Raw genomic sequence first — 26,171 nt, 5'->3', positions numbered from 1 at the left:
CTAAACGGCATATCTTCTAACTGCACAAATTTCCTTTTCTAGCTTAGATCCTGCTAGTACTAAAATTTCTACTGTTTTCCCAGTTGAATGCGAATGCAAAAGCTGTCCATTCCCATAATAAAACCCAACATGCCTAACGAGTCCAGTCCCTTCATCATTTGCAAAAAATAATAAATCCCCTTTTTTCCAAAGAGAAGGGTCGTGTATAGATATTCCTTCTCCCATTTTTGCTTGGTCACTTGCATCTCTAGGAATTATATATCCACAGGCTTTCAACATATTGTACGAAAAACCCGAACAGTCATATCCATATGGAGACATTCCACCCCAGAGATAAGGCAAGTCTAGATAATTTTCTCCTAAAGCAACTGCCTCTTCTGCAAATCTCTTTGGAAGCTGCTCCACAGAAGGAGCAAATTGAGCATATGTTTTCGATAATAACGCTTTACCATGCGGAGTATGAACGGTATAAAACACTTCATCCTCTGACATTATTGGTAGAATAGTATTAAAAGGTAAAACGAGTAAAGGATTATGCTGTAAATCCCATAACTGAGCTTTTGCAGACGAAACTCGTGCAATACCTTTGAAATCTACTTGTTCAGCGGGCTGTATTTGCGATAGTGGAATCCACCCTGGATAACCCCGACTATCCTTATTGGAGGATTGCCAAATAGCAACAACCTTTGCCCATTCCCCTTCTATCGTATCCACAAGCACTGGCTCACCGTAAAGAAGCTGCGTTTGCACACGGTTTTCATTACATAATGCTAGCCTTTCTTTATATGGTAGTGCCTCAAGCCATTCCACCAATAATACGGGATTTGAGATTCCTGGGGCATCTACCTCTCTAGCGGAATTAGGTTCAGTCCAAATAGTCCCTACCTTTACAGCACAAACCCACTCTTTCGTTTCAACCGACATCTTTTAGCCTCCTAATCCAAATTTACATGTATAATCCCTAGTCCTGGTTCATTGGAAAACGTCATATTACTTTTTTCATAGATAACTCCACCGACTATTAAATCATTATCCAGCATCAAAGGGGCATCAAAATCGAAATATTGAATATTCGGCTGACTAGCAGCAAAATGTGCTGCGGCAGTAATGCCTAATTTCGTTTCAATCATACTACCTACCATACATTTCACGCCATTCGCCTCTGCAAGTGTATTTATTTTTTGGGCGTGATAAATGCCACCTGATTTCATAAGCTTTATATTGATCAAATCAGCAGCTCGCATTTTTAGAACTTGTTTTGCATCCTGCACTGAAAAAATACTTTCATCCGCCATTATTGGAGTATACGTATAATCGGTAACATACTTTAGCCCTTCTAAATCCCAAGCTGGCACTGGTTGCTCCACAAATTCGATGGATAGACCTGCATCCTCCATCAAACCGATTGCTTTTACCGCCTCTTTTGCGTTCCACCCTTGGTTAGCATCGAGTCTTAACTTTGGCGTCATTCCCACGCGCGCCCGAATAGCACGAATTCGTTCGATATCATCTTTTATCTCACCAATACCTACCTTGACCTTTAGAACTTCAAATCCATCCTTTATATACTGTTCCGCATCATCTGCCATCTCGGTGGGGTCATTCACACTAACTGTAAAATCGGTTTCTAGCGAATCCCGGTAACCTCCTAAAAACTGATATAAAGGAAGACCCGCATACTTAGCAAGTATGTCATGAATAGCCATATCTACTGCCGCTTTAGCACTCGTATTTCTTACTAAGACTGTGTTTAGTTTCTGAAATACCTGCTCACTTTGTAAAATGTTCATACCAATTAACTGAGGAGCAATTATTTCGTTAATAGCGTATCGGATACTATCCATCGACTCTCCAGTAATCACATGTGTCGGTGGAGCCTCTCCATAACCGACTATTCCATCACTCATCGTAATAGTCACATACACCGAGTATGCCGTTGTCACTGTTCGTAAAGCAGTTTTAAAAGGTTTAGTCAGAGGAATCGCGACATCAAATGTTTCAATCGACTTTATATACAATCTTCTCTCCCCCTATTCCACTCCAGGTAATATTGTTAGAGATAAGTTATTTGCATCCAATTCTGCTTCCATTCCAAGCGGAACTGCAAAATGAGGCTCACAATGTCCTATTTTAAATCCTTTCACCGCAGGTTTACCTAATTTACCAATATAGTGATCAAACACTTCGTCTAAAGACAAAGTAACCGGTCTTTTTTTAGGTTCTGCATTACTAAAATCTCCAATGACAAATCCAGCTGCTGCATCTAAAATACCAGCTTGGCGAAGTTGATTAAGCATACCGTCGACTTTGTAAGGCTCTTCCCCCACATCTTCTATGAAAAGAAGTTTCCCTTTTGTGTTTACCTCATATTTCGTCCCTACACCATTAGCAAGCAGTGATAAATTACCTCCTGTTAGCTCCCCCCTTATGACTCCGGGAGAAACTTTTGTCAATGGAGAGATTGCTTCAGTATAATATAGCTCCATCGGATTAAATAACTGCTGAAACATATTTTTGGATAGCTCGGAGAATGTATCCTTCCCCACATCCGAGGCTAGCATTGGTCCATGAAAAGTGACGATATCCGAATATAGATTCATCCCTGTATGTAGAAAGGTAATATCGGAGTAACCCCAAAAAACTTTTGGATTCTCTTGCATCAATTGAAAATCGATTTGATCCGTATAACGCGCAGAACCATAGCCTCCACCCGCACAAATAATTCCTGCGATGTTCGGGTTGGCGAACATCTCGTGTAAATCTTTTAATCGTTCCTCATCAGTACCCGCTAAATAACCACGTACATTTTCTACACTCTTGCCTAGCTGATAATTCAAGCCAAGCTCCTCTAAAAAGGCAAAAGAACGCTTTAAGTTTTCTAAATTCGGAGGACTTGAAGGAGCAATAATGCCAATAGTATCTCCTTTTTGCAATCGTTTCGGACGAATTTTCATATGTAATATCTCCTTTATAATAAAGCTTTGATAAACCAACTCTCAGCAAAGTTTAACATAGCTACTATGAAAGAAAAGGGCGGTACCAGAAGAGGCACCGCATTTTCTATAATCACTTCTTACTATTCTTTACTAGCCCATTTTAAATCCATATATCCAACTGGATGTCTTACGATTCCTGAGATTGTTGGTTTTTCAAGTGTCACTTGGTTGTAATAGTGAACTGGGAAAATAGGCATTTCATCCATTAATAATGCGTCTGCTTGAATAAGCATTTCCCAACGTTTAGCTTCGTCTGTTTCCTTTTTAATATCAGTAATTAGTTTATCAAATTCCGCATTTGACCAAGTCGTACGGTTCATAGAGGAACCTGTGATGAAGCTTTCTAAAGCATTCACTGGATCTGCATAGTCAAATAAGAAGGATGAACGAGACAATTGGTATTTAAACTCTTTTTGCTCGGTCGCAAATACACTTGCCTCTACATTTTGTAGTGTTACATCTACCCCTAACACTTCTTTAAATTTACTTTGCAGTGCTTCTGCTATTTTCTTATGCGTGTCACTTGTAGAATAAGTTAATATTACTTCGGGTAACTCGGTGTAACCCTCTTCAGCCATACCTTCAGCTAAAAGTGTTTTTGCTTTTTCTGCATCAAACCCTACAAGCTTACCTGCTGTTTCTCTGAATTCTTTACCATCTGGCCCTACAAAACCGTAGGGAATAAAACCTTCTGCTGGTTTTTCACCATTCTTCGTTACAAACTCTACGACTTCTTGTTGATCAACCGCTAATCCAAAGGCTTGACGAATTTTTTTATTCGTAAAAGGCTCTTGTGAAACATTGAAACGGTAGAAATATAAACCTGCTTGGTCTTCATTTTTCAGCTCAGGAGAATCCATTAACTGATCAGCCAATTCCGCTGGTACACCTGATACATCTAATTCCCCTGTTTCGTACATCTGGTATTCCGTATTGGAATCGTCTACCATAGCCCATTCTACTTTATCAAGCTTGACAGTGTCGGCATCCCAATAATTCTCATTTTTTGCAAACGTAAAGCTTACATCATGCTCCCATGCCGTTAACTTAAACGGACCATTCCCTACAAATGTATCTGATTCTGTAAACCAAGTTGCGTTCTCTGTCGCTACTTTCTCATTGACTGGGAAGAAACTTGGGTTTGTAATGATATTTAGGAATGCTTCTGTTGGAGCATTCAACTTCACTTCGAAAACTTTTTCCTCCAATGCTTTAATAGCAACATCCTCAGCTGCGCCTTCCCCACTATTATAAGCTTCTGCTCCATCAATGAAATACGCTAAAAATGCTGCTGGAGAAGCTGTTTCCGGATTTAACATATGCAACCATCCATAAACGAAATCACTTGCTAATACAGGTTCACCATTAGACCATTTCGCATCGTCGCGAATTGTAAATGTATATGTTAGACCATCCTCTGTTACATCAATTTTTTCAGCTGTTGCAGGTTCTGCTATATGGTCCTTTGAAAGTCGTACTAGCCCTTCCATTAGATTATTCAATGCATTCCAAGAAACCGCATCAAATCCTACAGATGGATCAAATGATGTTGGTTCATTTCCATTATTTAATTTGAGTACTTTTTCTGTTTCAGTTTCTACTGCAGTTTCCTTCTCTTCCCCTTCGTTACCTGTATTAGTTTCCGGTGTTTCACCAGCATCTTTCGTGGCTGTACAAGCACTTAACACAAGGACAAATAACGCTACTACAAACAATGATAACCATTTCTTCATCTAAGTTCCCCCTTTGTAATATATATGTGAATGCACTTACGCGCGCTCATCCTATTTTAAGATAACTCTTGTAATAATTTTGCACGTTCGTCTTGAAGCCAACAGTCAACCGCATGTGATTCAGATATTGTTGTCGTATAAGGATATACATGATCGCATACTTCCATCGCATAAGGACATCTCGCAGTGAACGGACACCCTTTCGGTGGCGAGAATAAATCTGGTGGCGTTCCTTCAATTGGTTGTAGTTCTTCCTCAACCAAGTCTAGACGAGGAACTGAATTTAAAAGCCCTTTCGTATATGGATGCTCTGGTGTGTAAAAAATTGCACGCTTGTCTCCAATTTCTACTATTTTTCCAGCATACATTACGGCTATTCGATCAGCTATTTTTGCAACAACCCCTAAATCATGCGTGATTAAAATAATCGAAATATCAGTTTTCTGTTGAATCTCCTCAAAAAGCTCCAAAATTTGTGCTTGGATCGTTACATCTAATGCCGTTGTCGGTTCATCCGCTATTAATAGCTCGGGTTCACAAATGAGCGCGATTGCAATCACGATTCGTTGACGCATCCCTCCAGAAAATTGATGTGGAAATTGCCTTAAACGCTCTGTAGGATTGGGTATTCCTACTAGTTCCAACATTTCTATCGCTTTCTGCTTTGCCTCCTGTTTATTTACTTTTTTATGCGTTCGAAGTCCTTCCGTTAACTGCTCTCCAATTGTGAGTGTTGGATTTAGCGCCGTCATAGGGTCCTGGAAAATCATAGATATGTCGACCCCTTGAATTTTCCGCAATTGCGACTTCGACATTCCCGTCAACTCTTCCCCTTTAAAAAGAACACGGCCATTCTTAATAATTCCAGCAGGTTGTTGAATTAATCCCATAATGGCATTAGAAGTAACACTTTTTCCACATCCTGATTCACCAACTATTGCAAGTGTTTCACCTTGATGTAGATCGAAACTAACCCCTCTAACTGCTTCAACCTCTCCACCATACGTTCGAAAAGAAACTTGAAGATTATTTACCTGAAGTACTTTTACATCTGACCTAAGCTTCTTTGCTTTCTTTCTATTCTTTTGCATCCCGGAGGTACCTACCGGAAGAGATTTGTCTACTTCACCAACTCGTGCTTTTATTTGTTCCTTTACATGATCTAATTGATGTTCATTCATCCAATCTACCTCCTAAGCTTCGGATCAAGCGCATCCTGCAGTCCATCCCCTAGCACATTAAAGGCAAACATCGTTAAAGAAATAAACAATGCAGGGAAGAATAAACGCCACCAATGACCAGATAAAATAACAGGAAGCGCATCATTTGCCATTACACCCCAGCTCGCAAATGGAGCTGCAATGCCTAAGCCTAAAAAACTTAGAAATGCTTCTGCAAAAATAGCACTCGGAACTGTAAGCGTCATCTGAACTATAATCGGTCCCATTGTATTTGGTAATAAATTTTTCCGGATAATTCTGGAGCTCTTGGCACCAAACGATTTAGAGGCTGTTACGAACTCATAGTTTTTTATTTGTAATACCTGTCCCCGAACAATACGGGCCATCCCTACCCAGCCAGTAACTGTAAGAGCTACTATGATAGTCGTTAAACTTGCCCCCATGATTACCATTAATAAAATAACAACTAACAAATGCGGTAATCCATAAAGTACTTCTACTATTCGCATCATGACGGAATCTGTACGGCCACCTTTATAACCACTTATACCACCGTAAATAATGCCAATAAAGAAATCAATTAGCGCAGCCATAACTCCAACAAATATGGAAATACGGGCACCATACCAAGTCCTTGTAAAAACATCTCTTCCTGCCTCATCGGTACCAAACCAATGAGCAGCGGATGGAGACTGGTTTTGACTGGGATAATCAGTAGCTGTAACCGAATATGGAGAAAAAATAGGACCAAATATAGCAAAAAGCATCAATAAAACAAGAAAGATTAATCCGCCCATCGCCAATTTATTTTTTCGTAATCGACGCCAAGCATCCTTCCAATAAGATAGTGAGGGGCGAACAACTGCTTCTGCACTACCATGTTCTTTCAGAAGGGGGCGAAACCATTCGTCTTTTACATGCTGTGGGGTCACTTCTTGTGGATTTGTCATTAAGCATCCCCCTCTTTGCGGTGTAATTTTATACGTGGATCCAGTAATCCGTAAACAATATCTACAATGAATAGCATGAACACCAAAAATGCACTATAAAACACAGTTGTTCCCATGATTACTGGGTAATCTCGATTATTAATACTCTCCACAAAATATTTACCCATTCCTGGAATAGCAAAAATACGCTCGATTACAAATGTTCCTGTTAGTATTCCAGCAAGCATTGTTCCCAGAATGGTCACTACTGGCATGAGTGCGTTTCTTAATGCATGTCGGACAATTATCCTTACCGGAGATAATCCCTTTGCACGAGCCATTTTAATATAATCCTGTGTTAGCACCTCTAACATACTAGATCTAGTTAAACGAGCAATGATAGCTGTAGGTCCCGTCGCAAGGGCAATTATGGGCAATATCATATGTAGCGGACTAGACCAGGTTGCCGCTGGTAGCAAGTCCCAGGTCACAGCAAGCTGTTGAATAAGCAATGTTGCAAGTACGAAGTTAGGAACAGATATACCAACAACTGCAAATGTCATGGCAAAATAATCAACCAGACCATTATGCCGAAGTGCTGCAATCGTACCTAGTATGATTCCAGATAGCAAAGCTACTAAAATAGTAGCCATCCCAAGTTCAAAGGAAATTGGAAATCCCCGCGCCAACAATTCATTTACCGATTCATTTGGCTTCTTAATCGATGGACCAAAGTCAAATGTGACGATCGATTTTAAATAACTTAAATATTGAATATGAAGGGGTTCGTCCAATTTATAAAACTTTTCTAAGTTTGCTTGAATAGTAGGATTAGTCGTTCGCTCTCCTTCAAATGGAGAACCTGGTATTAAGTGCATCAATACGAAAGTCAATGTAGCGATGATTAGAATCGTTGCAATCATCATGATAAAACGCTTAACGATATATTTCCCCATTCAAAAGCCCCCTTAACAGAATTTAGCTTGTAAAGCTAATTCCACCATAACAAGCATTGCTCGATATGCCTCTAATATATCTTTCGCTTTAAACTTAACCGTTGTAGTTCCTTCTATAATTTCACATCCTGGCATTAAAGCTGCCCACTCCGCTTGACCATAGTTAACAAATTCAATTCGCAATTCTGGTTTTTCAGGTGGTGTTAGAGGCTTTATTTGATCTCGTTTTTCTATTGCCTCCACAACTTTTTCTCTAAGTAAAGCTTGTGATTTTAAAGGATGTAACGTCTTTACAGCTGAACGAGAAATAGACTCTTTTACCACGGCAGTCACCACGCCAGGTAGAAGAGCCTGCGCTTCCCTACACGCACCGTCGTCTCCTGCCACCAGAATAACGGGCACGCCATAATGTCCTGCTACATAAGCATTTAGACCTAGCTCTCCAATCACTACATCATTTATGTACATATTACGAACCCCAAAAATCATCGAGTGACTCATCACCCCCGGTTGTCCGGCTCTTGAATGATAACCAGCAAACACTGCCCCTAAATACGTTTCGTCTAGTGCATGCACCATTGAATAGGGCTTAAAATCTCCTGTGATTAAGGAAGCATCTGGATGTAACTCTTCTACGAGAAGATTATTCATCTTAGAATGACTATCATTGACTAATACTTCTTTTATACCTTTTGATAAAGCACCTTCTACAATGGCATTTGCTTCTTGGGTCATTATACGTCTCGCCCGTTCGTAATTATGCTTATTAGACTCTACAAACGTGTAATCTGGTAATCCTGTTATCCCTTCCATATCTACCGATAAAAAAAGCTTCATATAATTCCCCCATGTCCTTCTATTTTTCTTTTATAAACCGAAATAATTATAAACTCTATCAAAATATACTGAAAATTACAATATATCTAAATACATAGATAATAATTTATTTGAGATTTTTTATATAATGTAAGACGTTTAGTAAGACTAGATAAGAAAAGCAAATGCACTTTTTAGATAAAAGGCATTTGCTCTTGTTTTCTATATAACGCAGAAATACTACAATATCGATGAATTATCTATTCTGACCTGGGAAGAACTGTTGCTGTCCGAATGGTTGTTGCCCAAATTGTTGTCCGAATGGCTGACCAAATGATTGTTGTGGAAACTGTCCTTGTTGCATAGGAAATGCTTGCTGACTTCCAGGTGCCATTACATTTTGATTTGTCACTGTGTAATAGTGCTGAGGGACGTTTACGATATGTTCTCTATTCACATTTACAATTGGATGGATAACAGGTTGCATTCTTGGTAAGAACGAATCACGCACTCGGTATTGTGGAGGACAAACAACTGGTTGCGCAGCTGGTTGATGCCACTGCGTTTGGTGACAGGAATTACAGGAACAGGGTTGACGATGTTGATTCATTGTTAATTCACCTCCTTCTTGCACTACTATTAGTAAATGCAAGAGGACAGGAAGCAAACTAGACAAATATCACCATTTGAAAAAAATAAAAATAGCTTTCGAAGCTTTCATTTAAGAAAAGGAAGTTTCAATATCATCTAATATGGAAATACTTAAAGGAACTAAGTATAAGTGTATTGGTTGATTCCATAATATTTTATTAGTATAGTTAACGGTTTAACTTTAAAAATGTAGGGGGAAACATGAGAAAATTATCAAAGGTATTTTATATTACCATGAGTTTAATAGTTTTAGCTGTCGGATACGGAGCTTTAGCACCGGCAAGTTTTGAAGCTATTACTACGACTATTAAGACTTTTGTTGCTTCGTCATTTGGTTGGTACTACATGTTACTTATGACGTTTATGTTAGTATTAAGCATCTTCTTCATCTTTGGTCCATACGGAAAAATCCGTCTTGGAAAAGATACGGATCGTCCACAGTTTTCAACTATTACTTGGATTGCTATGCTATTTTCTGCTGGTATGGGGATTGGGCTTGTCTTTTATGGGGCAGCTGAACCTTTATCGCATTATGCTATCGATCCTGCGACAGCAGAGCCAAATACTAGTGCGGCTTTTAAAGAGTCCCTGCGCCAAACTTTCTTCCACTGGGGATTCCACGTTTGGGCAATGTATGGGGTTGTTGCGCTATCACTTGCATTCTTCCAATTCCGTATGGGAGAACCTGGCTTAGTCTCTTCAACATTAAAACCTATTTTCGGCAAAAAGATGGAAGGACCATGGGGTACTCTCGTAGATGTACTCGCTGTCTTTGCTACAGCATTTGGAGTTGCTACTTCTCTTGGTTTTGGAGCTGTTCAAATTAACGCAGGCTTAAACTTCTTGTTCGGTTTCAAAATTGGGATCACATCTCAAGTCATTATAATTGCGGTTGTGACCGTCCTATTCATGGCATCCGCTTGGTCTGGACTAAGTAAAGGGATAAAATATTTGTCCAACACCAATTTAATATTAGCTCTTGCTTTACTTGGTTTTGTCATTATTCTTGGACCTACCTTGCTGATTTTCGATATGTTTACGGATTCTTTTGGTGGCTATTTAGGAAATATTGTACAAATGAGTTTCCGTACATCTCCATTAAATATCCACAATCGAGAATGGCTCGAAAATTGGACAATCTTCTATTGGGCCTGGTGGATTTCTTGGGCACCATTTGTAAGTATGTTCATAGCCCGAGTATCTAAAGGTCGTACGATTCGCGAGTTTGTTACTGGTGTCCTTGTAGCACCTACTTTACTAGGAGCAATTTGGTTCTCGGCTTTTGGTACGACGGCAATTGACTTTCAAAAGAGAGGGATTGCAGACTTAGCCCAAGTATCTATTGATTTGACTATTTTTGAAATGTTCAATTTGATGCCTCTTTCCACTTTTGTTTCTATTTTTGCTGTCATATTGATTGCTTCATTTTTCATTACATCTGCAGATTCTGCCACTTTCGTTCTTGGTATGCAATCGACCCATGGATCACTGACACCACCGAACAAAGTGAAACTCGCTTGGGGATTTTTATTATCTATTATCGCAATTATATTGTTATCCGTTAATGGATTGGATGCATTGCAAAATACAATAATTATTGCCGCCTTACCGTTTTCATTTGTCATGCTGCTTATGATTTTTTCTCTTTTGAAGGCATTAAAAGCAGAAGCAAAAAAAATGAAAATAAAAAAATAACTAAAATGCCAAGGGTTCTTTTATTCCCTTGGCATTTTAGTTATCTTAATTAGTTACTTTCTTTCCCATTATCAAATGAGATGCGAGAAAGAAAGTTATATTTTACTCGTCTACAGTCTTCTACAAATGAGTATGGAAGGTAGTCGAAATGTTACACAGATTAGCCCCAAACTTCTTTTGAGATATCAACGATGTATTTTAGTTTTTCCCATTGTTGTTCTTCGGTAAGCTTATTCCCATGATGAGTGGAAGCAAAGCCGCATTGTGGGCTGATACTCAGCTGCTCAAGCGGAACATATTGAGTTGCCTCTTCAATACGAGAAAGGATATTTTCTTTGTTTTCTAATTCACCAGTTTTAGAAGTGAAAATACCTAGCACTACTTTTGCTCCGCCGTTTGGAATATATTCGAGTGGCTGGAAATCCCCTGAACGATCATCATCATATTCCAAGAAAAACCCATCTACTTTTTCTTTTGCAAACAACGTTGGGGCTATTAAAGCATAGCTTCCACCGAAAGCCCAAGTTGATTGATAATTTCCGCGGCAAAGATGCGTTGTGATTACTAAATCTTCAGGTTTATTTTCTAGAATGCCATTTACGACACGAAGAGCAAGATCGATTAAGTATTCTCTTTCCCCTTCTTTATACGGAATGTCTGGGGAAGATAGACCCGCAATATAAACATCATCGATTTGTAGATATCTAACCCCAGCTGCATAAAAGGCTTGAATAGTTTCTTGATAAGCTACAATGATATCTTTGGCAAAGTCTTCTACATTTGGGTAGATATTTTCGTCTCGGATTCCAGGGTGGAACAATTGGTTAGGACTTGGAATAGTTTGTTTGGCAACTGCTCGACCAGCTACAATCTCATTAAAATCAATAAAGTCTTGAATAAATGGATGATTTGGGTTGAAAGAGATCTTACTAGTATTGCGAACTTCATATTTTTCAGTTTCTATCCCTTCAAATTTATATCCTTTTTCCGGTACATATCCTTCAAACCCATTCAAATGTTCTAAGAAGTCTAAATGCCACCAGTCACGACGAAATTCTCCGTCCGTCACAAGCTCTAGACCCACCTCAATTTGTTTATCAACTATTCGATGGATTTCTTTTGTTTCTACTTCTTTTAACTTTTCTCTTGTAATAGTTCCCTCCTTATACTTTTTTCTTGCTGTCAGTAAACTTTCTGGTCTTAACAAACTCCCTACATGGTCCGCTCTGAATGGTGCCTGAATAGCTGTTTTAACTGTCAATTTATCTCTCTCCTTTTATGGTAAAATCGCAAATGATCGAACTGGGAATCCAGAGGCTTTCTCCGGCTTCGGAACGATGTTGAATATAATGGCTCCTTTTGCAGGGAGCTTATCTAAGTTCGTTAATAACTCTATTTGATAAGTATCTTGTTCAAGCACATAATATTCCCCGTGTAATACACCATTTTTTAGATAATCCACACTTGAGTCAGTGTCAAATGTTTCATGTCCAATAGCCTTAATCTTTCTTTCTTGAAATAAAAACTTTAATGCTTCCAATCCCCAACCTGGTGCATGGTTATTACCATCTTCGTCTTTATTGTTAAATGCTTTTTCGTCAGGCCAACGTTTACTCCAATCAGTTCGAAGTGCGACAAATGAGCCTTCTTCGATTTTTCCGTGTGCTTTTTCAAATGTGAAAATATCCTCCACGGATAAAGTGAAATCATTATCTTCAGCCGCTTCTTTTGACTGATCAATGACGACTAATGGTAATACGAGTTCTTTCAATTCGAGTTCTTCTAAGTAACGCGTATCTCTCACAAAATGAATAGGTGCGTCTATATGTGTGCCATATTGTCCCGCAAATTGAAAGCTTTGTGCAAAGAATCCATCGTCATGATTAAATAATGTTTCTATTTCAGCTGCCTTAAAAGCTGAAAAATGTGGTGAATCAGCTCCGAATATGTGTGTTAAATCTACCCACTGCTTTTCTTTTAATGTGTTGAAGGCTTTTAATAATTCCGATGACATACTTGATTTCTCCTCCTATTTTTATAGTTTAAATCAAATAAAACCCCTTCTTAGAAACAAGAAGAGGTTTACACGTCACCAGTGATTATTCTCTTCTTATCTTCAAGCTAACGCTTCTGGAATTAGCACAGTACAAAATTGCCTGTTGCTGAGGTATCATAGGGCCAAGTCCCTCCACCTCTCTTGATAAGAAAGTTGTTTTATTTGATTAATACCTAGTATACGAATAGAAATTATATAAGTCAACAGTAATTTTCAATTTATTTAGAATATATTCTTTTTAAAGACTCGCGCTGGTCTTCTTTTAGGTTTATCTTTGATCGGATTGCTTTGGCTTTTCCCACAGCTTCCTCTACTGTTTCTGCTAGATTTAACTCCATTAGAGTAGCAACTGCCATTGTCCCGGCTCTTCCCCCTCCTGAAGTACAGTGAAAGTAGATATTTTTGCCTTCATTATATGCTTGAACAACTTCATGAACAGTAGCCTTTATAGAATCATCCTGTTGGCTTTGTCCATCCAAAATTGGTTGATGTACCTTTAAACTTTCTGCAGGATGATTGTTAGACGAAACCCTTAAATCGAAAATAACATCTATATGCTCATTTGCTAATAAAGGTTCGACACCATCTACTCCTCCTACAAATATACGATTAGGGATTAAAGCTTCATAATTATTCTTTTCCATAATAACTCTCCTTTGTTTTAGATTCATTATAACAGGGAGACTATGAGATAATAAGAAAAGAGATTGTGATGAAAGTGAGTGATTCCAATGATTCGAACAATCGGTATAACGACTGATCATGAAATAGTAAGTGACTTTCCTTTAGAGGATATAAAACAAAATAAGTTTGAATGGTACTGGATTGATATCGGAGAACCCTCCAAGGAAGAGGAACTTATACTTAGTTCTTTTTTTCATTTTCACCCACTCGCTATTGAAGACTGCTTACAAAGACTGCAACGCCCTAAGGTGGATTATTATGAAGGATACAACTTCTTTGTTTTGCATACGTTTAACGAGGAAACATTAGAGGCAGAAGAGTTAGACATGTTTGTTGGTCAAGATTATGTAGTGTCCTTTCATTTCCATCCAATGCATGAAATGGAGCAAGCACGAGAGCGTATTAAACAGAATCCACAAGGCTGGGGTAGAGGTGCTATCCATGCAACTTATCATATTGTCGATAAAGTGGTGGACGCCTATTTTCCGATTGTCTACAAAATTGAAGACTACTTAAATGCTGTAGAAGACAAGCTCACTTATGATATGCGCCATTTTTCGATGGATTTGGTGTTTGATCTTCGAGGCGATTTACTCCGATTAAGACGTACAGTTATTCCTATGAGAGATTTACTTTATCGAATTTTAAATTCAGAACGAATGAATTTACAACAAACAGAGCACACCTACTTTGCAGATATTTACGATCATTTAATACGACTGACAGAGATGATTGAATCGAACCGGGAACTTACCGCCGATATCCGGGATAGTCATATGTCGATAAATTCTAGTCGGATGAACCGTATTATGATGATACTAACGATTGTATCAACCGTTTTTATCCCCTTAACGTTTATCGTGGGAGTATATGGAATGAACTTCAAGAACATGCCCGAGCTTGAGTGGAAATATAGTTATTTTGTAGTGTTGGGCGCTATCGCTCTCATTGCTGTTTCAATGCTTGGTTGGTTCAAATACAAGGGATGGTTTAACTTGTTTAAAGATTAATATAAAGAAAAACCGGGCAAAAAACTCCCGGTCCTTTACGTTCAAAACCTATTTCTAGAGTTTCCGAAGTGCTTTGGACAGAATTGTCGCTATATTATTACCGAGTGAATTTTTAGAGATGCTACTTTCCTATTCATATAGGGGATGACAGTCTAAGTACGCGACATCGTGGTGCTCCTGCGCAAAGCTCGTCGCAAAATAAAGAAACATTTCGCAACGACTGCCTGACCCGCATCGTGCAGGCCCCGAAGATGCAATTTCGTTCGCTATTTCGCTTCTTTAAACACTTACTGCTTTTTTTATTTCCACTAGTATAAAAGAAAATCTACTTTCTTCTACTAACATTGGATAATCGCATTTCTAATTCAAAAGATATTGCAAATAATTTGATCACTCTCTATAATTTGACCAATCTTATCTTCTAATTAATAACCTATGCTAAATCTTCTAGTGAAGTACTAAACATTAATTGATTGCAGTGGAAGGTGGCGACTCCGGCAGGATGAGTGAGACAGATGAACCAGCACAAGCGAACGCGGAGCGTCGGTGATGGTTCATCGCTCACCCTGCGGAACGCGTCCACCTGAAACGGAAATCACAGTATTATACATTTACTCAAGTACCAAGAATCCAGTGTTACACTACATTTTTATATTGTTTCTGGTATATGAAAAAACGAGCAAATTCTATATGAACTTGCTCGCTTTTTATTGACTGGCTGTCCAGTAGTAAAACAACGCTGTAAAAGTAAGTCTTTCTGTATGCGTCAAATTATGGGCAAGCGATACATGAATATTCATCGCCTGCACTTCAAAGGCGGGATGCGTAGCATATAGAAATATTCCAAACCGATACTTAGCTAATCTATGGCCGTCTAAGTCATTCACATCAATATCTCCATACATACTTTTAGCTTCCATTTGAAGCAACTTTTCGTTATTTGCATCAAATACAATAGCTCTATTTTTTATGGACATTGATGGCAGAACAATAGTAGTTACATGCAGATTATTATGGTCACACACCTTTATTTCTAAAAATTTCAGCCTATTTTTAATGGTGAATTTAGAAACTAACTTCTCGTCCATTGTTTTTAATTGATAAGTAATTGGAAAGAACATACCCGTTTTAAAAATATTTAATGTCGATAGTTTCCTTCGAAGAGGCTGTTCTTCAGTAGGGTTGATTTTATATAAGCGTTCACCTGTACTGGATACTAAATAAGTTTGAGGGATTAGTGAAACATCTCGTTGAAAATTGAGTTCTTGAACCGGAAAATCAGCTGAGTAATAATCGCTGTCTATTTTCTTCTCATCCGGCAACTTTTCTGATGCATGTTGAAAGAAAAAAGATGAGCTATACAAAACAAATAACGCAAAACCAATGGCAAAATGATTTTCAAAGTCCTTCCACATGACATCTCTAAAAACTATAAGTAAAACTATGTATATTGCTACTAAAAGTATCGATCCAAACTTTGTATATTTGGCTGTTTTTTCGTAAATATGCTTCATCTCCAACATCCTTTCATTCATCTTTACGAACAAAAAGATAAGATGGTTTCAAAAAAAGCATTCCCTTCTATAGGAATGCTTTTAAATGTTACATATTTCTAGAACAGATTGTACAGATTCTACTGATTTATCTAGAGCTTGTTTCTCTTCATTCGTTAATGGAAGTTCAATAATACTTTCTACTCCGTCTCCTCCAATTACGGTTGGTACACCTAAATACAAATTCTTATAGCCATATTCTCCCTCTAAATAAGCAATAGAGGGTAGTATTCGTTTTTTGTCTCGAATAATCGCTTCGGCCATTTCTACCAGTGCTGCCGCTGGGGCATAATAGGCACTCCCATTGCCAAGAAGAGAAACAATTTCGCCTCCCCCTTTTCTTGTCCGTTCTACTATTGCATCTAATCTATCTTTCGGAATAATCTTTTCTAATGGAATTCCTCCTGCATACGAATAGCGAACGAGTGGGACCATATCATCACCATGACCACCTAATACAAAGCCCGATATATCTTCCACCGAAATATTTAGTTCCTCCGCAACAAATGTATTAAAACGTGCTGTATCTAATACCCCAGACTGACCAATTACTCTATTTTTCGGAAATCCAGTTGTCTTATAGCAAACGTAAGTCATGGCATCCACCGGATTGCTTAATATGAGAACATAGCTATTTGGTGCGTACTTTTTCACTTGTTCGGAGACAGCTCTCATTATCTTAGCATTTGTACTTACAAGATCATCTCTACTCATGCCTGGTTTTCTTGCAATTCCAGCTGTAATAATGACCATGTCGGCTTCTTTTATATCTTCATAATTCGAAGTCCCAATAATCTTCGAATTAAAACGCTGAACTGGTCCTGTTTCCAATATATCAAGTGCTTTCCCTTTGGCGGGGTTTTCTAGCTCTGGGATATCTACTAGCACGATGTCTCCTAACTCTTTTTGTGCAGCCATTAATGCTACGGTTGCCCCCGTATAACCAGCGCCTATTACGGCAATTTTATTTCTTTGAAATGCCAAGTATTTTCACCCTTTCCGATACCTATGAGTCTGTTGCTGGAGTCACTTCGGGTTTCACTGCTTTAGTGCGGGAAGCTTTTATAGGTTGTTCGGATTCTATTTGTTTGTTGTAATCGAGTGGCTCGATCATATCGTAAACACTTTGATCAGGACGTGGAATAACATGAGCTCCTAATAATTGACCTACTCTTTTTGCTGCTTCTTGCCCAGCGTCTACCGCTGCTTGAACAGCTCCAACGTCCCCCTGAACAACCACAGTTACAATACCACCATCTATCATCTCTTGTTTAATCAACGTCACATTGGCAGACTTAATCATGGCATCTGCTGCTTCAATGGAACCAACTAATCCCATTGTTTCAATCATCCCTATTGCTTGACTCATTGTTTTCACCTCTTTCTACTTCTGTCGAATCAATTATACCGATGATTACCGCATCAATCGGAATCGGATTCTCTCGCATAATATAACGAGATGACCCTCCACTCGTGACAAGAACGTCATCACCAATACCTGCTCCGATTCTGTCGGCTGCAACAAACTGAGTTCTTACCGGTTTTCCTTGTACATCAACCGGTTGGACAATGAGTAGCTTTAACCCTTGTAATCCTTCCTCTTTACGAGTAGCCCAAACGTTCCCGATAACCTTTCCTAGTTGCATGAATCATCACCTATTTCTATTTTCTATATGAAACGGATATACCAAGCTCTCTTACTGTATCGCGTGCAAGCGCAGTTACAATCGTTCCTTTTTCAAGTATTACTTCTTGTACGTTCAATTCTTTCACATCATCCTTAGAGAGCAATTTTTTGGGGTAGATTAAAGGAGAATCTACCTTACTTTTTGTTACGATTTCCGGAGCTACCTTTTGTACATTCACTGAACTCACTTCAGACTTTATCAAATGTCCAAGTGCACCTTTTGATATAAGACCTGCATTAGCCTCATCCGTATCAATATGCATTTCTAAACGGTATCTTTCGGAAACACGGACTTTTACTTGTCGATATGCTATTGGTCGTATTCCATCTGTTTCTACTGTTACGTAGTCACCATTTTGAACACCAAAATGAGCTGCATCCTTAGACGTCATATGAATATGTGCTTGTGCGATAATTAGACCTTCTTCTAGAAAAAGACTTCCTTTGGGTCCAATTATCGTAAAAGCTCCAGATCCTCCAATATCTCCTGATTCACGTAGTGGAGGACTCACTCCCAACTTCATCGCATCTGTCCAGCTTACCTCTGCTTGCGTCATAGACCGTGCAGGACCAAGAACTCTAACTCGTTCGATACTTCCTTTAGGTCCTGCAATGACAACTGTTTCATTGGAGGCAAATTGACCAGGCTGAGAAAGTTCTGCCCTTATGGTTAGTTCATACCCTTTACCAAATAATGCTTCCACATGGTGTGACGACAGATGAACGTGTCGAGCAGAAACAGCGATTGGGATTAAATCGTTTGGAGGTATTGCTTCAGCTTTTTCAAGTTGAGTCAAAACTTCTCCGACAATTCTTTCAATCAATTGCTGATTCATGTTGGAACCGCCTTTCCTGTAAACCTCTTATTAGTTTTCTAATTTTGGTAAAATCATTTCTAATTCGTTATGAGGTCTTGGAATAACATGGACAGATAATAATTCTCCTACTCGTTGTGCTGCCGCCGCGCCTGCATCCGTTGCAGCTTTTACAGCACCAACGTCTCCTCTGACCAATACAGTTACGATACCTCCACCGACATGTACTTTCCCAACGAGATTTACACTAGCAGCCTTTACCATTGCATCTGCTGCCTCAATTGCTCCAACTAATCCTTTTGTTTCTACCATTCCTAATGCTGTACCTTCTCTTGACATATTTGTTTCCTCCTAATAGGTTATTTAGATAATTTGTTTACTATTTCGCTGACTAAGTCTTTCACTATTTTAGGATTGACTTTGTCACTAGAACCCAATGACTGCAATACACTTTCTACCACTTGATCTGTTACATCGTCTGGACTATTATTTATTTTATTTTTAAAAACTTTAGGTGAGGTGAGATTTACTTCTTTAATACCGTAAGCCATTCTTTTAATATTCAAAAGATGCTTAGCAGTCACATTGTCGGAAGTTATGTTTCCGCCAAACGTACCGCATCCCAGGGTCATAGATGGCATTAAACCTGTAGTTCCACCTACCGCTCCCACTGAGGACATCGTATTGACTAGAATTCGAGACACTGGCATTTCTATCGCAAACTCACGAGCTACTTCATCCGTTTCTGTGTGAAGGGAGAGGCTGTGCCCCATGCCTCCAAGCTCTAAAAGAGACAAACAAAGCTCTTTTGCATGGTTAATATCTGTAGCTACATACATTGCAAATATAGGTGATAATTTCTCAAGTGAAAACGGTACCTCCTTGCCTACCTTCGTCTCTAATCCAACAATAATGCGTGTATCTATTGGTAAAGAAATGCCGGCAAGGTCAGCAATTGCTTGAGGACTTTTCCCAACAATTTTTGGATTTACTTTACCCGGAACTGGTGAAATCACTTTTTCCATCACTTGCTTTTCCTCATCTGACAATATGTAAGCACCATTTTTCTTAAGCGCTCTTGTCACTAACTCTGCAACATTTCGATCCACTACAATAGACTGTTCAGTTGCACAAATAGTGCCATAGTCAAAGGACTTGCTATTAACAATGTTCTCTATAGCTTTTTCAATCTTTGCCGTGCGCTCAATGTATACTGGAACATTTCCTGGTCCTACTCCGTAAGCCGGTTTCCCAGAGCTGTATGCAGCTTTTACTAATGCCCCTCCCCCTGTAGCCAAAATAAGGTTGATATCAGGATGTTTCATTAGTTGTTGCGTAGCTTCCATAGAAGACATCGTCAAGCATTGAACTAAACCTCGCGGAGCACCTGCAGTTACTGCTGCTTCCTCACACACTCTCAATGCTTCTTGCGTGCACTTCACTGCATAAGGATGTGGACTTACTACAATTGCATTTCTTGTTTTCAATGCAATAAGCGTTTTAAAAAAAGCAGTTGATGTAGGGTTTGTAGTAGGAATAATTCCCGCTATAGTTCCGAATGGCGCTGCAATTTCAATTACTTTATTCGCTTTATCCTCCCCAACTATTCCAACTGTTTTTAAATTTTTTATACTTTCATACACGTCACGAGAACCGACTTCATTTTTTATTTTTTTATGCTCTGCAACTCCCATACCTGTCTCTTCCACAGCCATAACCCCAAGTCTTGCCGATTCAGCAAAAGCAGCATTTGCTACGGCTTTAACAACTTGATCAACCTGATCTTGAGAAAATTTCATATAAACTTTTTGGGCTGCATTTGCACTTTTGACGGCAGTTCTCATTTCCTGTAACGCCAATAAGTCCGTATCTATGACGCTAACCATAGCCACCACTCCTTCCCTAATAATCTAATGGTCGTTTAGCCATATTTAAAATGGCCTCTCGAAATGCATCCGCAGCAGCTTGACAAGAAGATTGGCTTCCTTCAACCAACCCGCCTCCAAAGTTGGTTTCAGAAGGTGGTGTAAAAAGCTCCTTTACTTGAACATCCGCCGCTTTCAAAGCTGCGTCTAGTCCAACAATTGCCTCTATAGGTGGTGCGATTAAATAAGCAAGGGAGCTTCCTTCCTGCACCCCAGCTACCTGCGCTAAATAGCTTCCACAACTTGAAATAACTTTTGCATATAGAGCATGATTTTCATCCTCGTTTATTGCTTCAAAAAATGCATCATTTTCAATGGTAATTCGAATAGAGTCTAACCCACTTTTAACTTCTTCTGGAGAAGGACCTGCTATAATTCCGATAAATTCTCCCGAAAGAGGACCTGATGCATGTGCTGCTCCTGCATAGAAGCTTTTGGCATATACTACTTCTACAACAGACTTTTTCGTTGCTTCATCAGCAGCTGTATATCCAACATCATCAATAGTCGTTGTAAACAACCCTAGACTTCTTTGATAAGGCTTTAAGTTGAGTTTTTCAGCCAGACCAGCATCTACATTTGGTATAACTTGCATCGATAAAATATCTGCAAATATTTTTTTCACCTTCTAATAGATACCTCCTATCCTTCTTTTCTCACTAATGAAACTCCACTCGCTTCAAACTTCAATATTTTTTGTATAAGTGTTCCTAAATATGCCCCTGCCTCCACTGATGGTATGCCACCTTTATGGATATTAGAGACGACCATTCGATCCGCTTCAATCGTGCCAATTCTAGGCTTATAGCAGATATAAGCACTTAGCGATTCTGCGGATACAAGTCCTGGTCTTTCCCCTATCAAGATAATTACGATTTCAGGCTGCAGTAAGTCTCCAATCTCATCCATCAAAGCTACCCTGCCTTTGTCTACATAAAAAGTAGTGCCTATTTCTATATTCAAGTTTTTTAGGGACTGCTCAAGACTTAAATAGACATCTTCCAAATTTTCTTCAAGCGCCTTCGCACTTAGTCCATTCGATGCAACAATCTGAACTTTTGGAGAGTGTTGGCATTTATCCAAAACAATTTTTTTAGAGTCATCGGAAAGTCTTCTACCTAAATCTGGACGTCGAATATATTCTTCTTTGTCAAGCACTCTCGTATGTACTTGAAAGAAATTTAAACGTTCTAATATTTCCTTAGGTACCTCTCCATAAACAGCATCTACAGCTGCTGCATGGTCAAAACGAAATTGCAGCCAAGTATTTGTTTTAGGCCTGGTCCCTGCCCTACCAACTGCAATTCTAGCGGGAGTTTTCTTGCGTAATTCTGTAAAGTACTTTTCTTTTTCGTCTTCTTTTGAAGCTTGTTCACTTCTCATTTGTATATTTACATTATCTAGATTTCGAGTCGTCTCGTGAGAGGGATAAAATTTTACTTCTCCAACGGGTTCCGTTGAAATATTTGTTTCTGTTAAACTCCCTCTTGGGTTATCTGGATATAGATTTATATTTTGCTGCTCCTGCACTTCGTTCATCTGGAGTTTTTCAACAACCATTTTTGTAATTTGTTTAATCAATTGTTCATTCACATAAGTCATCTCCTAACGTGTGAATAGACTAGGGTCTCCTGCTCGATTACTCAACCGACCATTCTCATAAATTCCCATCTTCTCTAACCATTTTAAAAACTCTGGAGCAGGTGTTTTGCCAAAGGTTTGTAGTAGAGTAGCAACATCGTGATAACTCATCGATTGATAATTCAACATACAATCGTCTCCCATAGGAGTTGCAATAATAAAATTCACACCAGCTGCCGTTAAAAGAACACCCAAATCCTCAATATCATTCTGATCTGCTTTAATATGGTTTGTATAACAGATATCTACACCCATAGGTATACCATGCATTTTCCCCATAAAGTGATCCTCTAGACCAGCTCGTATTACTTGCTTACTGTTATACAAATACTCTGGTCCTATGAACCCTACAACAGTATTCACGATAAAGGGATCAAAATGTCGAGCAAATCCATAGTTACGAGATTCTAATGTCATTTGGTCAATACCAAAATGTGCTTCTGCCGAAAGCTCAGATCCTTGCCCAGTTTCAAAATACATCACCTGTGGACCAGTTCCAGTACCTTGTTTGAGAGCTAAATCACGTGCTTCTTTAATAAGTTCTGCAGATATTCCGAATGAACGATTCGCAACTTCTGTTCCCGCTATACTTTGGAAAATCATATCTGCTGGAGCACCTTGTTCAATTGCTTTCATCTGTGTTGTAACATGCGCTAGAACACAGTTCTGTGATGGGATTTTCCAATCGTTAATAAAACCGTGTGTAGCATGCAGTAATCGCTTTACACTTTCAACCGAATCGTCTACTGGGTTTATCCCAATTACTGCATCTCCAATTCCATACGATAGACCGTCCTTCAGTGAAGCAAGCATTCCATCCACACTATCCGTAGGGTGGTTTGGCTGTAAACGAGATGAAATTGTTCCTTTTTGACCAATTGTAATATTACAAGTGGATAAAATTTCAATCTTATTGGCTGCGTGTACTAAATCGAGATTGGACATTAGTTTAGCTACTGCCGCAATCATTTCAGAGTTTAGTCCTTTACTAATTCTTTTTAGTTCTCGGTCACCTACTTCGTTGCTTAAAATGTATTCTCTTAACTCAGCGACACTCCAATTTTTTATTTCACCGTAAATTTTTTCATTTAAATCTCCTTCAATTATTCGAGATACCTCATCTTCTTCTATAGGTATTAAAGGATGATTTCGTATGTCACTTAGTAAGATTTCACTAAGTACCGATTTTGCAGCAATCCGTTCCTGTACTGTATCTGCGGCTACACCCGCTAGGCGGTCACCTGATTTTTCTTCATTTGCTTTTGCCATTACTTCCTTCAGGTCTTGAAAGATATAGCTAATACCACCTAAAATTGTTTTAAAATTCACAGTTGAACACCCTCCTTTACGACGAGTGGAATGTTAAGGTTTTCACTACAACTGGTACAACGCCCGAGTTGAGTGCTTTTCCGATATCCATATAGTCGCCATGATCGACACTTACTTGATCAATACATATAACACTTTGGCGAACACGCATAGCTAGCAGTGTTTGACCGATTACCTTTGCATGGTCTGTCTGTAAAACGAGTACAATAGGCAGTGATGGATCCGGACGTTTTTCCATCACTCGTATTATGGCTTCGGATAGTTTTTGTATATCTCGAAATCCCATGTAAGGCAGCTCAGAGATATACAATGCAAAGTTTTGTCCCTCTCTCGTTGCATCATACATATCTATAGCTTTTCTAATCTCATCATCAAATTCTGCTAAACCCTGTTGCAAATTCGAATGAAAGTTAAAACTATATACAGGTACATTTTTTAAAGGTAAATCACTTGGAGACACCTGTATTGTTGCTCCACTAATTTCCGTCGTTTGAGTTCCAGCTCCTAGCACCGTAGCACGCACTGTTTCGATAGGTTCAAACCAAGTAAAGCTTCGTAGATTCTCATTTCTTTGTAATTCCCTTGCAAGTTCTTGACCAATATCGTCATATTGAGCTATCTGCTTACCATTGACTTCATGGTTATAAACACATTCAGCTATTCCCCCTGAAAGCACGATGGTATCGACTGCTTCTTTCCAGTTAGGCGAGTGTCCAAGTAAAAGTATCTGATCTATTTGATTTACTTCATTTTTTAATATTCGACTAAGCGATTCTGTCATAAACTTTACTACTAATTGAATTTCGGATGATGCCTTTGAATCTCCTACATGCAAAGATATTCCCTGTGATTCTAGTAACCTTTGTACAGGAGGAGAAATAGATTTTATCTTTTCATCCTCAAATTCTATTAATCTTCCACCAATATGCATCGTACACGTACCAAGGAGTTCCCTATCTTTGTAGACAGCAATATTCGCAGTTCCACCACCTATATCAATATTCGCAATTACTTTTTTGGAACGAGCAGAATATTCATATGCACCAGAACCTTTTGCTGCGATAATACCCTCTAAATCTGGACCTGCCGTGGCTACTAAAAAATCTCCAACTTCATCCGAAAGGTAGTGCAACATCTCTTTCGCATTTTGTTTCGTTGCCGTTTCACCTGTGATAATTACAGCACCTGTTTCAATTTGATTTGGTTTGATACCAGCATTTGCGTACTCAGAACGAATAATTTTCTCTATTTCTGAGACAAGAATAGTGGAAGCATCCTTTAAAGGAGTTCTAAAGATAGGGCTTTTATATATAATTTCCTTATCAACAATCTCAATTCTCGGTACATGAGTTGTTCCGGCGGTATTCATTAAGGAAAAGCGACTAATAATAAGCTTTGTCGTACTTGTACCTATGTCAATTCCAGCACTAATAATCGTTTCCATTTTTTGATTGAAATTGATCAAAATCGCACCTCATTTCTAACAAAAACTCATACTAAGACAGTGAAATGTAAATAATAATCCATAAAAAAACGCCTCTACTAAACACATAGGATTATCCATGTGGAAGTAAAGGCGTCATTGCCGATTTATAAACTTTTATTTGATAACTGTAAATATATCAAAAATTTAGTTAACTGTAAAGGTCGTTTGTAAATAATAGATAATCATCTTGTTTGTTTTCCACATAGTTTTTCATCGATGCCATATCATCCATATCCACTAATGCTTTTAAATGTTCCATTCCTGTCCCGTTGACTGAAGAAGTGATAACAATTGGACCAAATGAAATGACGGAACGAATCATTTCGATCGAGCGTTCGATATTTGCATCTGGATGATCACTTTTAGTTATTACACCAATAGGTAGTTTAGAAAACCCCATGCTAAATCCTGGAGGAAATATCATTTTCCCATTTGTTGCATCCTGCAAATAAAAAATATGTGTTACTTCTAAAGCAGTCGCCATAATATTTTTGTAAAAGAACGGATTTTCCGTGTATTCTCCAGGGGTATCCACAATCCAATCATAATAGACCAATGTTTGTGTTTTAATAGCAGGAACAATTTTTCCTAGCAAAGAGTTAGTCAGTGTCGACTTACCTGCTCCAATTGCACCAATGAGCATTGCTCTATTTTTCATGGTCTGTACACATCCTTACGACTTTGTTATTTCTGCTGGTGTATATCCTAGTCTTTCAGAAAGAAATCTATTAATCTCTATCATGGACATATCTACTTCAGATACACTGCCTACAATTACAAGACTTCCAGTGAATCTATCTAAAAATCCAATTTGAACATTTGCAGCTTTAGTTGCTAAATCTCCTGCAATTATAACCGTCTCACTTGGAGTACAAGTCATTATTCCTAATGCTCCAGCCTCTTGAATACCTAATTTCACAAACATATCTGGATCAGGATTAGCAATTAGATGACTTAATGTAATTTGTTTACCTGGTACAAATTCTTGTATGAATCTTTTTTTCTCTTCACTCATTCAGATGCTCCTT

General features: G+C 38.6%; 27 protein-coding genes and 1 riboswitch. Of the genes, 2 read left to right on the top strand and 25 right to left on the bottom strand.

Annotation, left to right across the window (positions count from 1 at the left end; translation table 11 throughout):
- The 9 genes from MKY37_RS11035 to MKY37_RS10995 form a co-directional block, all read right to left on the bottom strand.
- Positions 1 to 924, bottom strand: coding sequence for a C40 family peptidase (locus MKY37_RS11035; RefSeq protein WP_340776995.1), 924 nt, complete (start codon positions 922 to 924; stop codon positions 1 to 3).
- Positions 925 to 935: 11 nt separating this feature from the next.
- On the bottom strand, positions 936 to 2,018 hold the full coding sequence (locus MKY37_RS11030) for a dipeptide epimerase (protein WP_340776993.1): 1,083 nt from the start codon (positions 2,016 to 2,018) through the stop codon (positions 936 to 938).
- A gap of 12 nt (positions 2,019 to 2,030) precedes the next feature.
- Positions 2,031 to 2,954: a S66 peptidase family protein gene (locus tag MKY37_RS11025; protein WP_340776990.1), complete on the bottom strand. Its 924-nt coding sequence runs from the start codon at positions 2,952 to 2,954 to the stop codon at positions 2,031 to 2,033.
- Positions 2,955 to 3,076: 122 nt separating this feature from the next.
- Positions 3,077 to 4,729 (bottom strand): peptide ABC transporter substrate-binding protein, encoded by a 1,653-nt coding sequence (locus tag MKY37_RS11020; RefSeq protein ID WP_340776988.1) that lies wholly within the window; start codon positions 4,727 to 4,729, stop codon positions 3,077 to 3,079.
- Between the two features lie 56 nt (positions 4,730 to 4,785).
- Positions 4,786 to 5,820: an ABC transporter ATP-binding protein gene (locus tag MKY37_RS11015; protein ID WP_340779906.1), complete on the bottom strand. Its 1,035-nt coding sequence runs from the start codon at positions 5,818 to 5,820 to the stop codon at positions 4,786 to 4,788.
- Between the two features lie 95 nt (positions 5,821 to 5,915).
- Positions 5,916 to 6,860: an ABC transporter permease gene (locus tag MKY37_RS11010; protein ID WP_340776986.1), complete on the bottom strand. Its 945-nt coding sequence runs from the start codon at positions 6,858 to 6,860 to the stop codon at positions 5,916 to 5,918.
- On the bottom strand, positions 6,860 to 7,795 hold the full coding sequence (locus MKY37_RS11005) for an ABC transporter permease (RefSeq protein WP_093537902.1): 936 nt from the start codon (positions 7,793 to 7,795) through the stop codon (positions 6,860 to 6,862). The genes MKY37_RS11010 and MKY37_RS11005 overlap by 1 nt, the downstream gene beginning before the upstream one ends.
- Positions 7,796 to 7,807: 12 nt before the next feature.
- Positions 7,808 to 8,632: a M55 family metallopeptidase gene (locus MKY37_RS11000; RefSeq protein WP_340776983.1), complete on the bottom strand. Its 825-nt coding sequence runs from the start codon at positions 8,630 to 8,632 to the stop codon at positions 7,808 to 7,810.
- Positions 8,633 to 8,867: 235 nt separating this feature from the next.
- Positions 8,868 to 9,221, bottom strand: a complete 354-nt coding sequence (locus MKY37_RS10995; protein WP_340776981.1) for a hypothetical protein — start codon at positions 9,219 to 9,221, stop codon at positions 8,868 to 8,870.
- Positions 9,222 to 9,463: 242 nt separating this feature from the next.
- On the opposite strand from MKY37_RS10995, the gene MKY37_RS10990 reads away from it, so the two are divergent.
- Positions 9,464 to 10,957: a BCCT family transporter gene (locus MKY37_RS10990; protein ID WP_340776979.1), complete on the top strand. Its 1,494-nt coding sequence runs from the start codon at positions 9,464 to 9,466 to the stop codon at positions 10,955 to 10,957.
- Positions 10,958 to 11,117: 160 nt separating this feature from the next.
- Here the strand turns inward: MKY37_RS10990 and MKY37_RS10985 are convergent, their stop codons facing one another.
- The 3 genes from MKY37_RS10985 to MKY37_RS10975 all read right to left on the bottom strand — a co-directional run bounded on the left by MKY37_RS10985 (position 11,118) and on the right by MKY37_RS10975 (position 13,657).
- Complete coding sequence (locus tag MKY37_RS10985) at positions 11,118 to 12,218, bottom strand: 5-methyltetrahydropteroyltriglutamate--homocysteine S-methyltransferase (protein WP_340776977.1); 1,101 nt, start codon at positions 12,216 to 12,218, stop codon at positions 11,118 to 11,120.
- A 15-nt stretch (positions 12,219 to 12,233) separates the two neighbouring features.
- Entirely contained in the window at positions 12,234 to 12,971 is a 738-nt protein-coding gene (locus tag MKY37_RS10980) for a cyclase family protein (protein ID WP_340776974.1), read from the bottom strand.
- Positions 12,972 to 13,064: 93 nt separating this feature from the next.
- Positions 13,065 to 13,164, bottom strand: a riboswitch (SAM riboswitch).
- A 67-nt stretch (positions 13,165 to 13,231) separates the two neighbouring features.
- Positions 13,232 to 13,657, bottom strand: coding sequence for a protein-tyrosine phosphatase family protein (locus MKY37_RS10975; protein ID WP_340776972.1), 426 nt, complete (start codon positions 13,655 to 13,657; stop codon positions 13,232 to 13,234).
- 87 nt (positions 13,658 to 13,744) lie between these two features.
- Here MKY37_RS10975 and corA point away from each other — a divergent pair, with 87 nt between their 5' ends.
- Positions 13,745 to 14,707 (top strand): magnesium/cobalt transporter CorA, encoded by a 963-nt coding sequence (gene corA / locus MKY37_RS10970; RefSeq protein WP_340776970.1) that lies wholly within the window; start codon positions 13,745 to 13,747, stop codon positions 14,705 to 14,707.
- A 707-nt stretch (positions 14,708 to 15,414) separates the two neighbouring features.
- On the opposite strand, the gene MKY37_RS10965 is transcribed toward corA, so the two are convergent.
- From MKY37_RS10965 to eutS, 13 genes are all read right to left on the bottom strand, one after another.
- Entirely contained in the window at positions 15,415 to 16,242 is an 828-nt protein-coding gene (locus MKY37_RS10965; protein ID WP_340776968.1) for a hypothetical protein, read from the bottom strand.
- Positions 16,243 to 16,302: 60 nt separating this feature from the next.
- Positions 16,303 to 17,244, bottom strand: coding sequence for a malate dehydrogenase (gene mdh / locus MKY37_RS10960; protein ID WP_340776966.1), 942 nt, complete (start codon positions 17,242 to 17,244; stop codon positions 16,303 to 16,305).
- A 22-nt stretch (positions 17,245 to 17,266) separates the two neighbouring features.
- Positions 17,267 to 17,629 (bottom strand): BMC domain-containing protein, encoded by a 363-nt coding sequence (locus MKY37_RS10955; protein ID WP_340776960.1) that lies wholly within the window; start codon positions 17,627 to 17,629, stop codon positions 17,267 to 17,269.
- Entirely contained in the window at positions 17,604 to 17,906 is a 303-nt protein-coding gene (locus MKY37_RS10950; protein ID WP_340776957.1) for a EutN/CcmL family microcompartment protein, read from the bottom strand. Before MKY37_RS10950 ends, MKY37_RS10955 begins: the two co-directional genes overlap by 26 nt.
- Before the next feature lie 16 nt (positions 17,907 to 17,922).
- Positions 17,923 to 18,783, bottom strand: a complete 861-nt coding sequence (pduL, locus tag MKY37_RS10945) for a phosphate propanoyltransferase (protein ID WP_445323040.1) — start codon at positions 18,781 to 18,783, stop codon at positions 17,923 to 17,925.
- Between the two features lie 30 nt (positions 18,784 to 18,813).
- Entirely contained in the window at positions 18,814 to 19,101 is a 288-nt protein-coding gene (locus MKY37_RS10940) for a BMC domain-containing protein (RefSeq protein WP_211896023.1), read from the bottom strand.
- Positions 19,102 to 19,121: 20 nt separating this feature from the next.
- On the bottom strand, positions 19,122 to 20,648 hold the full coding sequence (locus tag MKY37_RS10935; RefSeq protein WP_340776955.1) for an aldehyde dehydrogenase family protein: 1,527 nt from the start codon (positions 20,646 to 20,648) through the stop codon (positions 19,122 to 19,124).
- 16 nt (positions 20,649 to 20,664) lie between these two features.
- Positions 20,665 to 21,312, bottom strand: coding sequence for an ethanolamine utilization microcompartment protein EutL (eutL, locus tag MKY37_RS10930; protein ID WP_340776953.1), 648 nt, complete (start codon positions 21,310 to 21,312; stop codon positions 20,665 to 20,667).
- Positions 21,313 to 21,329: 17 nt separating this feature from the next.
- A complete protein-coding gene (gene eutC, locus MKY37_RS10925; protein ID WP_340776951.1) occupies positions 21,330 to 22,280 on the bottom strand; it encodes an ethanolamine ammonia-lyase subunit EutC in 951 nt (316 codons plus the stop codon).
- A 12-nt stretch (positions 22,281 to 22,292) separates the two neighbouring features.
- Positions 22,293 to 23,657 (bottom strand): ethanolamine ammonia-lyase subunit EutB, encoded by a 1,365-nt coding sequence (locus tag MKY37_RS10920; RefSeq protein WP_340776949.1) that lies wholly within the window; start codon positions 23,655 to 23,657, stop codon positions 22,293 to 22,295.
- A gap of 16 nt (positions 23,658 to 23,673) precedes the next feature.
- On the bottom strand, positions 23,674 to 25,122 hold the full coding sequence (locus tag MKY37_RS10915) for an ethanolamine ammonia-lyase reactivating factor EutA (RefSeq protein WP_445323039.1): 1,449 nt from the start codon (positions 25,120 to 25,122) through the stop codon (positions 23,674 to 23,676).
- Positions 25,123 to 25,291: 169 nt separating this feature from the next.
- On the bottom strand, positions 25,292 to 25,801 hold the full coding sequence (locus MKY37_RS10910) for a EutP/PduV family microcompartment system protein (protein WP_340776946.1): 510 nt from the start codon (positions 25,799 to 25,801) through the stop codon (positions 25,292 to 25,294).
- A gap of 15 nt (positions 25,802 to 25,816) precedes the next feature.
- Positions 25,817 to 26,158, bottom strand: coding sequence for an ethanolamine utilization microcompartment protein EutS (eutS, locus tag MKY37_RS10905; RefSeq protein ID WP_211896029.1), 342 nt, complete (start codon positions 26,156 to 26,158; stop codon positions 25,817 to 25,819).
- Between the last annotated feature and the right edge of the window lie 13 nt (positions 26,159 to 26,171).

The organism is Psychrobacillus sp. FSL K6-2836 (assembly GCF_038003085.1).
Taxonomy (GTDB): domain Bacteria; phylum Bacillota; class Bacilli; order Bacillales_A; family Planococcaceae; genus Psychrobacillus.
This window is presented reverse-complemented; position numbering and strand designations above follow the sequence as displayed.

Coding starts and splice junctions, on each gene's coding strand:
- MKY37_RS11000 (WP_340776983.1), bottom strand. CDS start 8,632: ATGAAGCTTTTTTTATCGGTAGATATGGAAGGGATAACAGGATTACCA.
- eutS (WP_211896029.1), bottom strand. CDS start 26,158: ATGAGTGAAGAGAAAAAAAGATTCATACAAGAATTTGTACCAGGTAAA.
- MKY37_RS10975 (WP_340776972.1), bottom strand. CDS start 13,657: ATGGAAAAGAATAATTATGAAGCTTTAATCCCTAATCGTATATTTGTA.
- MKY37_RS10910 (WP_340776946.1), bottom strand. CDS start 25,801: ATGAAAAATAGAGCAATGCTCATTGGTGCAATTGGAGCAGGTAAGTCG.
- MKY37_RS11035 (WP_340776995.1), bottom strand. CDS start 924: ATGTCGGTTGAAACGAAAGAGTGGGTTTGTGCTGTAAAGGTAGGGACT.
- MKY37_RS10950 (WP_340776957.1), bottom strand. CDS start 17,906: ATGCAACTAGGAAAGGTTATCGGGAACGTTTGGGCTACTCGTAAAGAG.
- MKY37_RS10990 (WP_340776979.1), top strand. CDS start 9,464: ATGAGAAAATTATCAAAGGTATTTTATATTACCATGAGTTTAATAGTT.
- MKY37_RS11020 (WP_340776988.1), bottom strand. CDS start 4,729: ATGAAGAAATGGTTATCATTGTTTGTAGTAGCGTTATTTGTCCTTGTG.
- MKY37_RS10940 (WP_211896023.1), bottom strand. CDS start 19,101: ATGTCAAGAGAAGGTACAGCATTAGGAATGGTAGAAACAAAAGGATTA.
- corA (WP_340776970.1), top strand. CDS start 13,745: ATGATTCGAACAATCGGTATAACGACTGATCATGAAATAGTAAGTGAC.
- MKY37_RS11005 (WP_093537902.1), bottom strand. CDS start 7,795: ATGGGGAAATATATCGTTAAGCGTTTTATCATGATGATTGCAACGATT.
- MKY37_RS11025 (WP_340776990.1), bottom strand. CDS start 2,954: ATGAAAATTCGTCCGAAACGATTGCAAAAAGGAGATACTATTGGCATT.
- MKY37_RS10995 (WP_340776981.1), bottom strand. CDS start 9,221: ATGAATCAACATCGTCAACCCTGTTCCTGTAATTCCTGTCACCAAACG.
- pduL (WP_445323040.1), bottom strand. CDS start 18,783: ATGAATCAGCAATTGATTGAAAGAATTGTCGGAGAAGTTTTGACTCAA.
- MKY37_RS10955 (WP_340776960.1), bottom strand. CDS start 17,629: ATGAGTCAAGCAATAGGGATGATTGAAACAATGGGATTAGTTGGTTCC.
- MKY37_RS11010 (WP_340776986.1), bottom strand. CDS start 6,860: ATGACAAATCCACAAGAAGTGACCCCACAGCATGTAAAAGACGAATGG.
- MKY37_RS10935 (WP_340776955.1), bottom strand. CDS start 20,648: ATGGTTAGCGTCATAGATACGGACTTATTGGCGTTACAGGAAATGAGA.
- MKY37_RS11015 (WP_340779906.1), bottom strand. CDS start 5,820: ATGCAAAAGAATAGAAAGAAAGCAAAGAAGCTTAGGTCAGATGTAAAA.
- MKY37_RS10980 (WP_340776974.1), bottom strand. CDS start 12,971: ATGTCATCGGAATTATTAAAAGCCTTCAACACATTAAAAGAAAAGCAG.
- MKY37_RS10965 (WP_340776968.1), bottom strand. CDS start 16,242: ATGAATGAAAGGATGTTGGAGATGAAGCATATTTACGAAAAAACAGCC.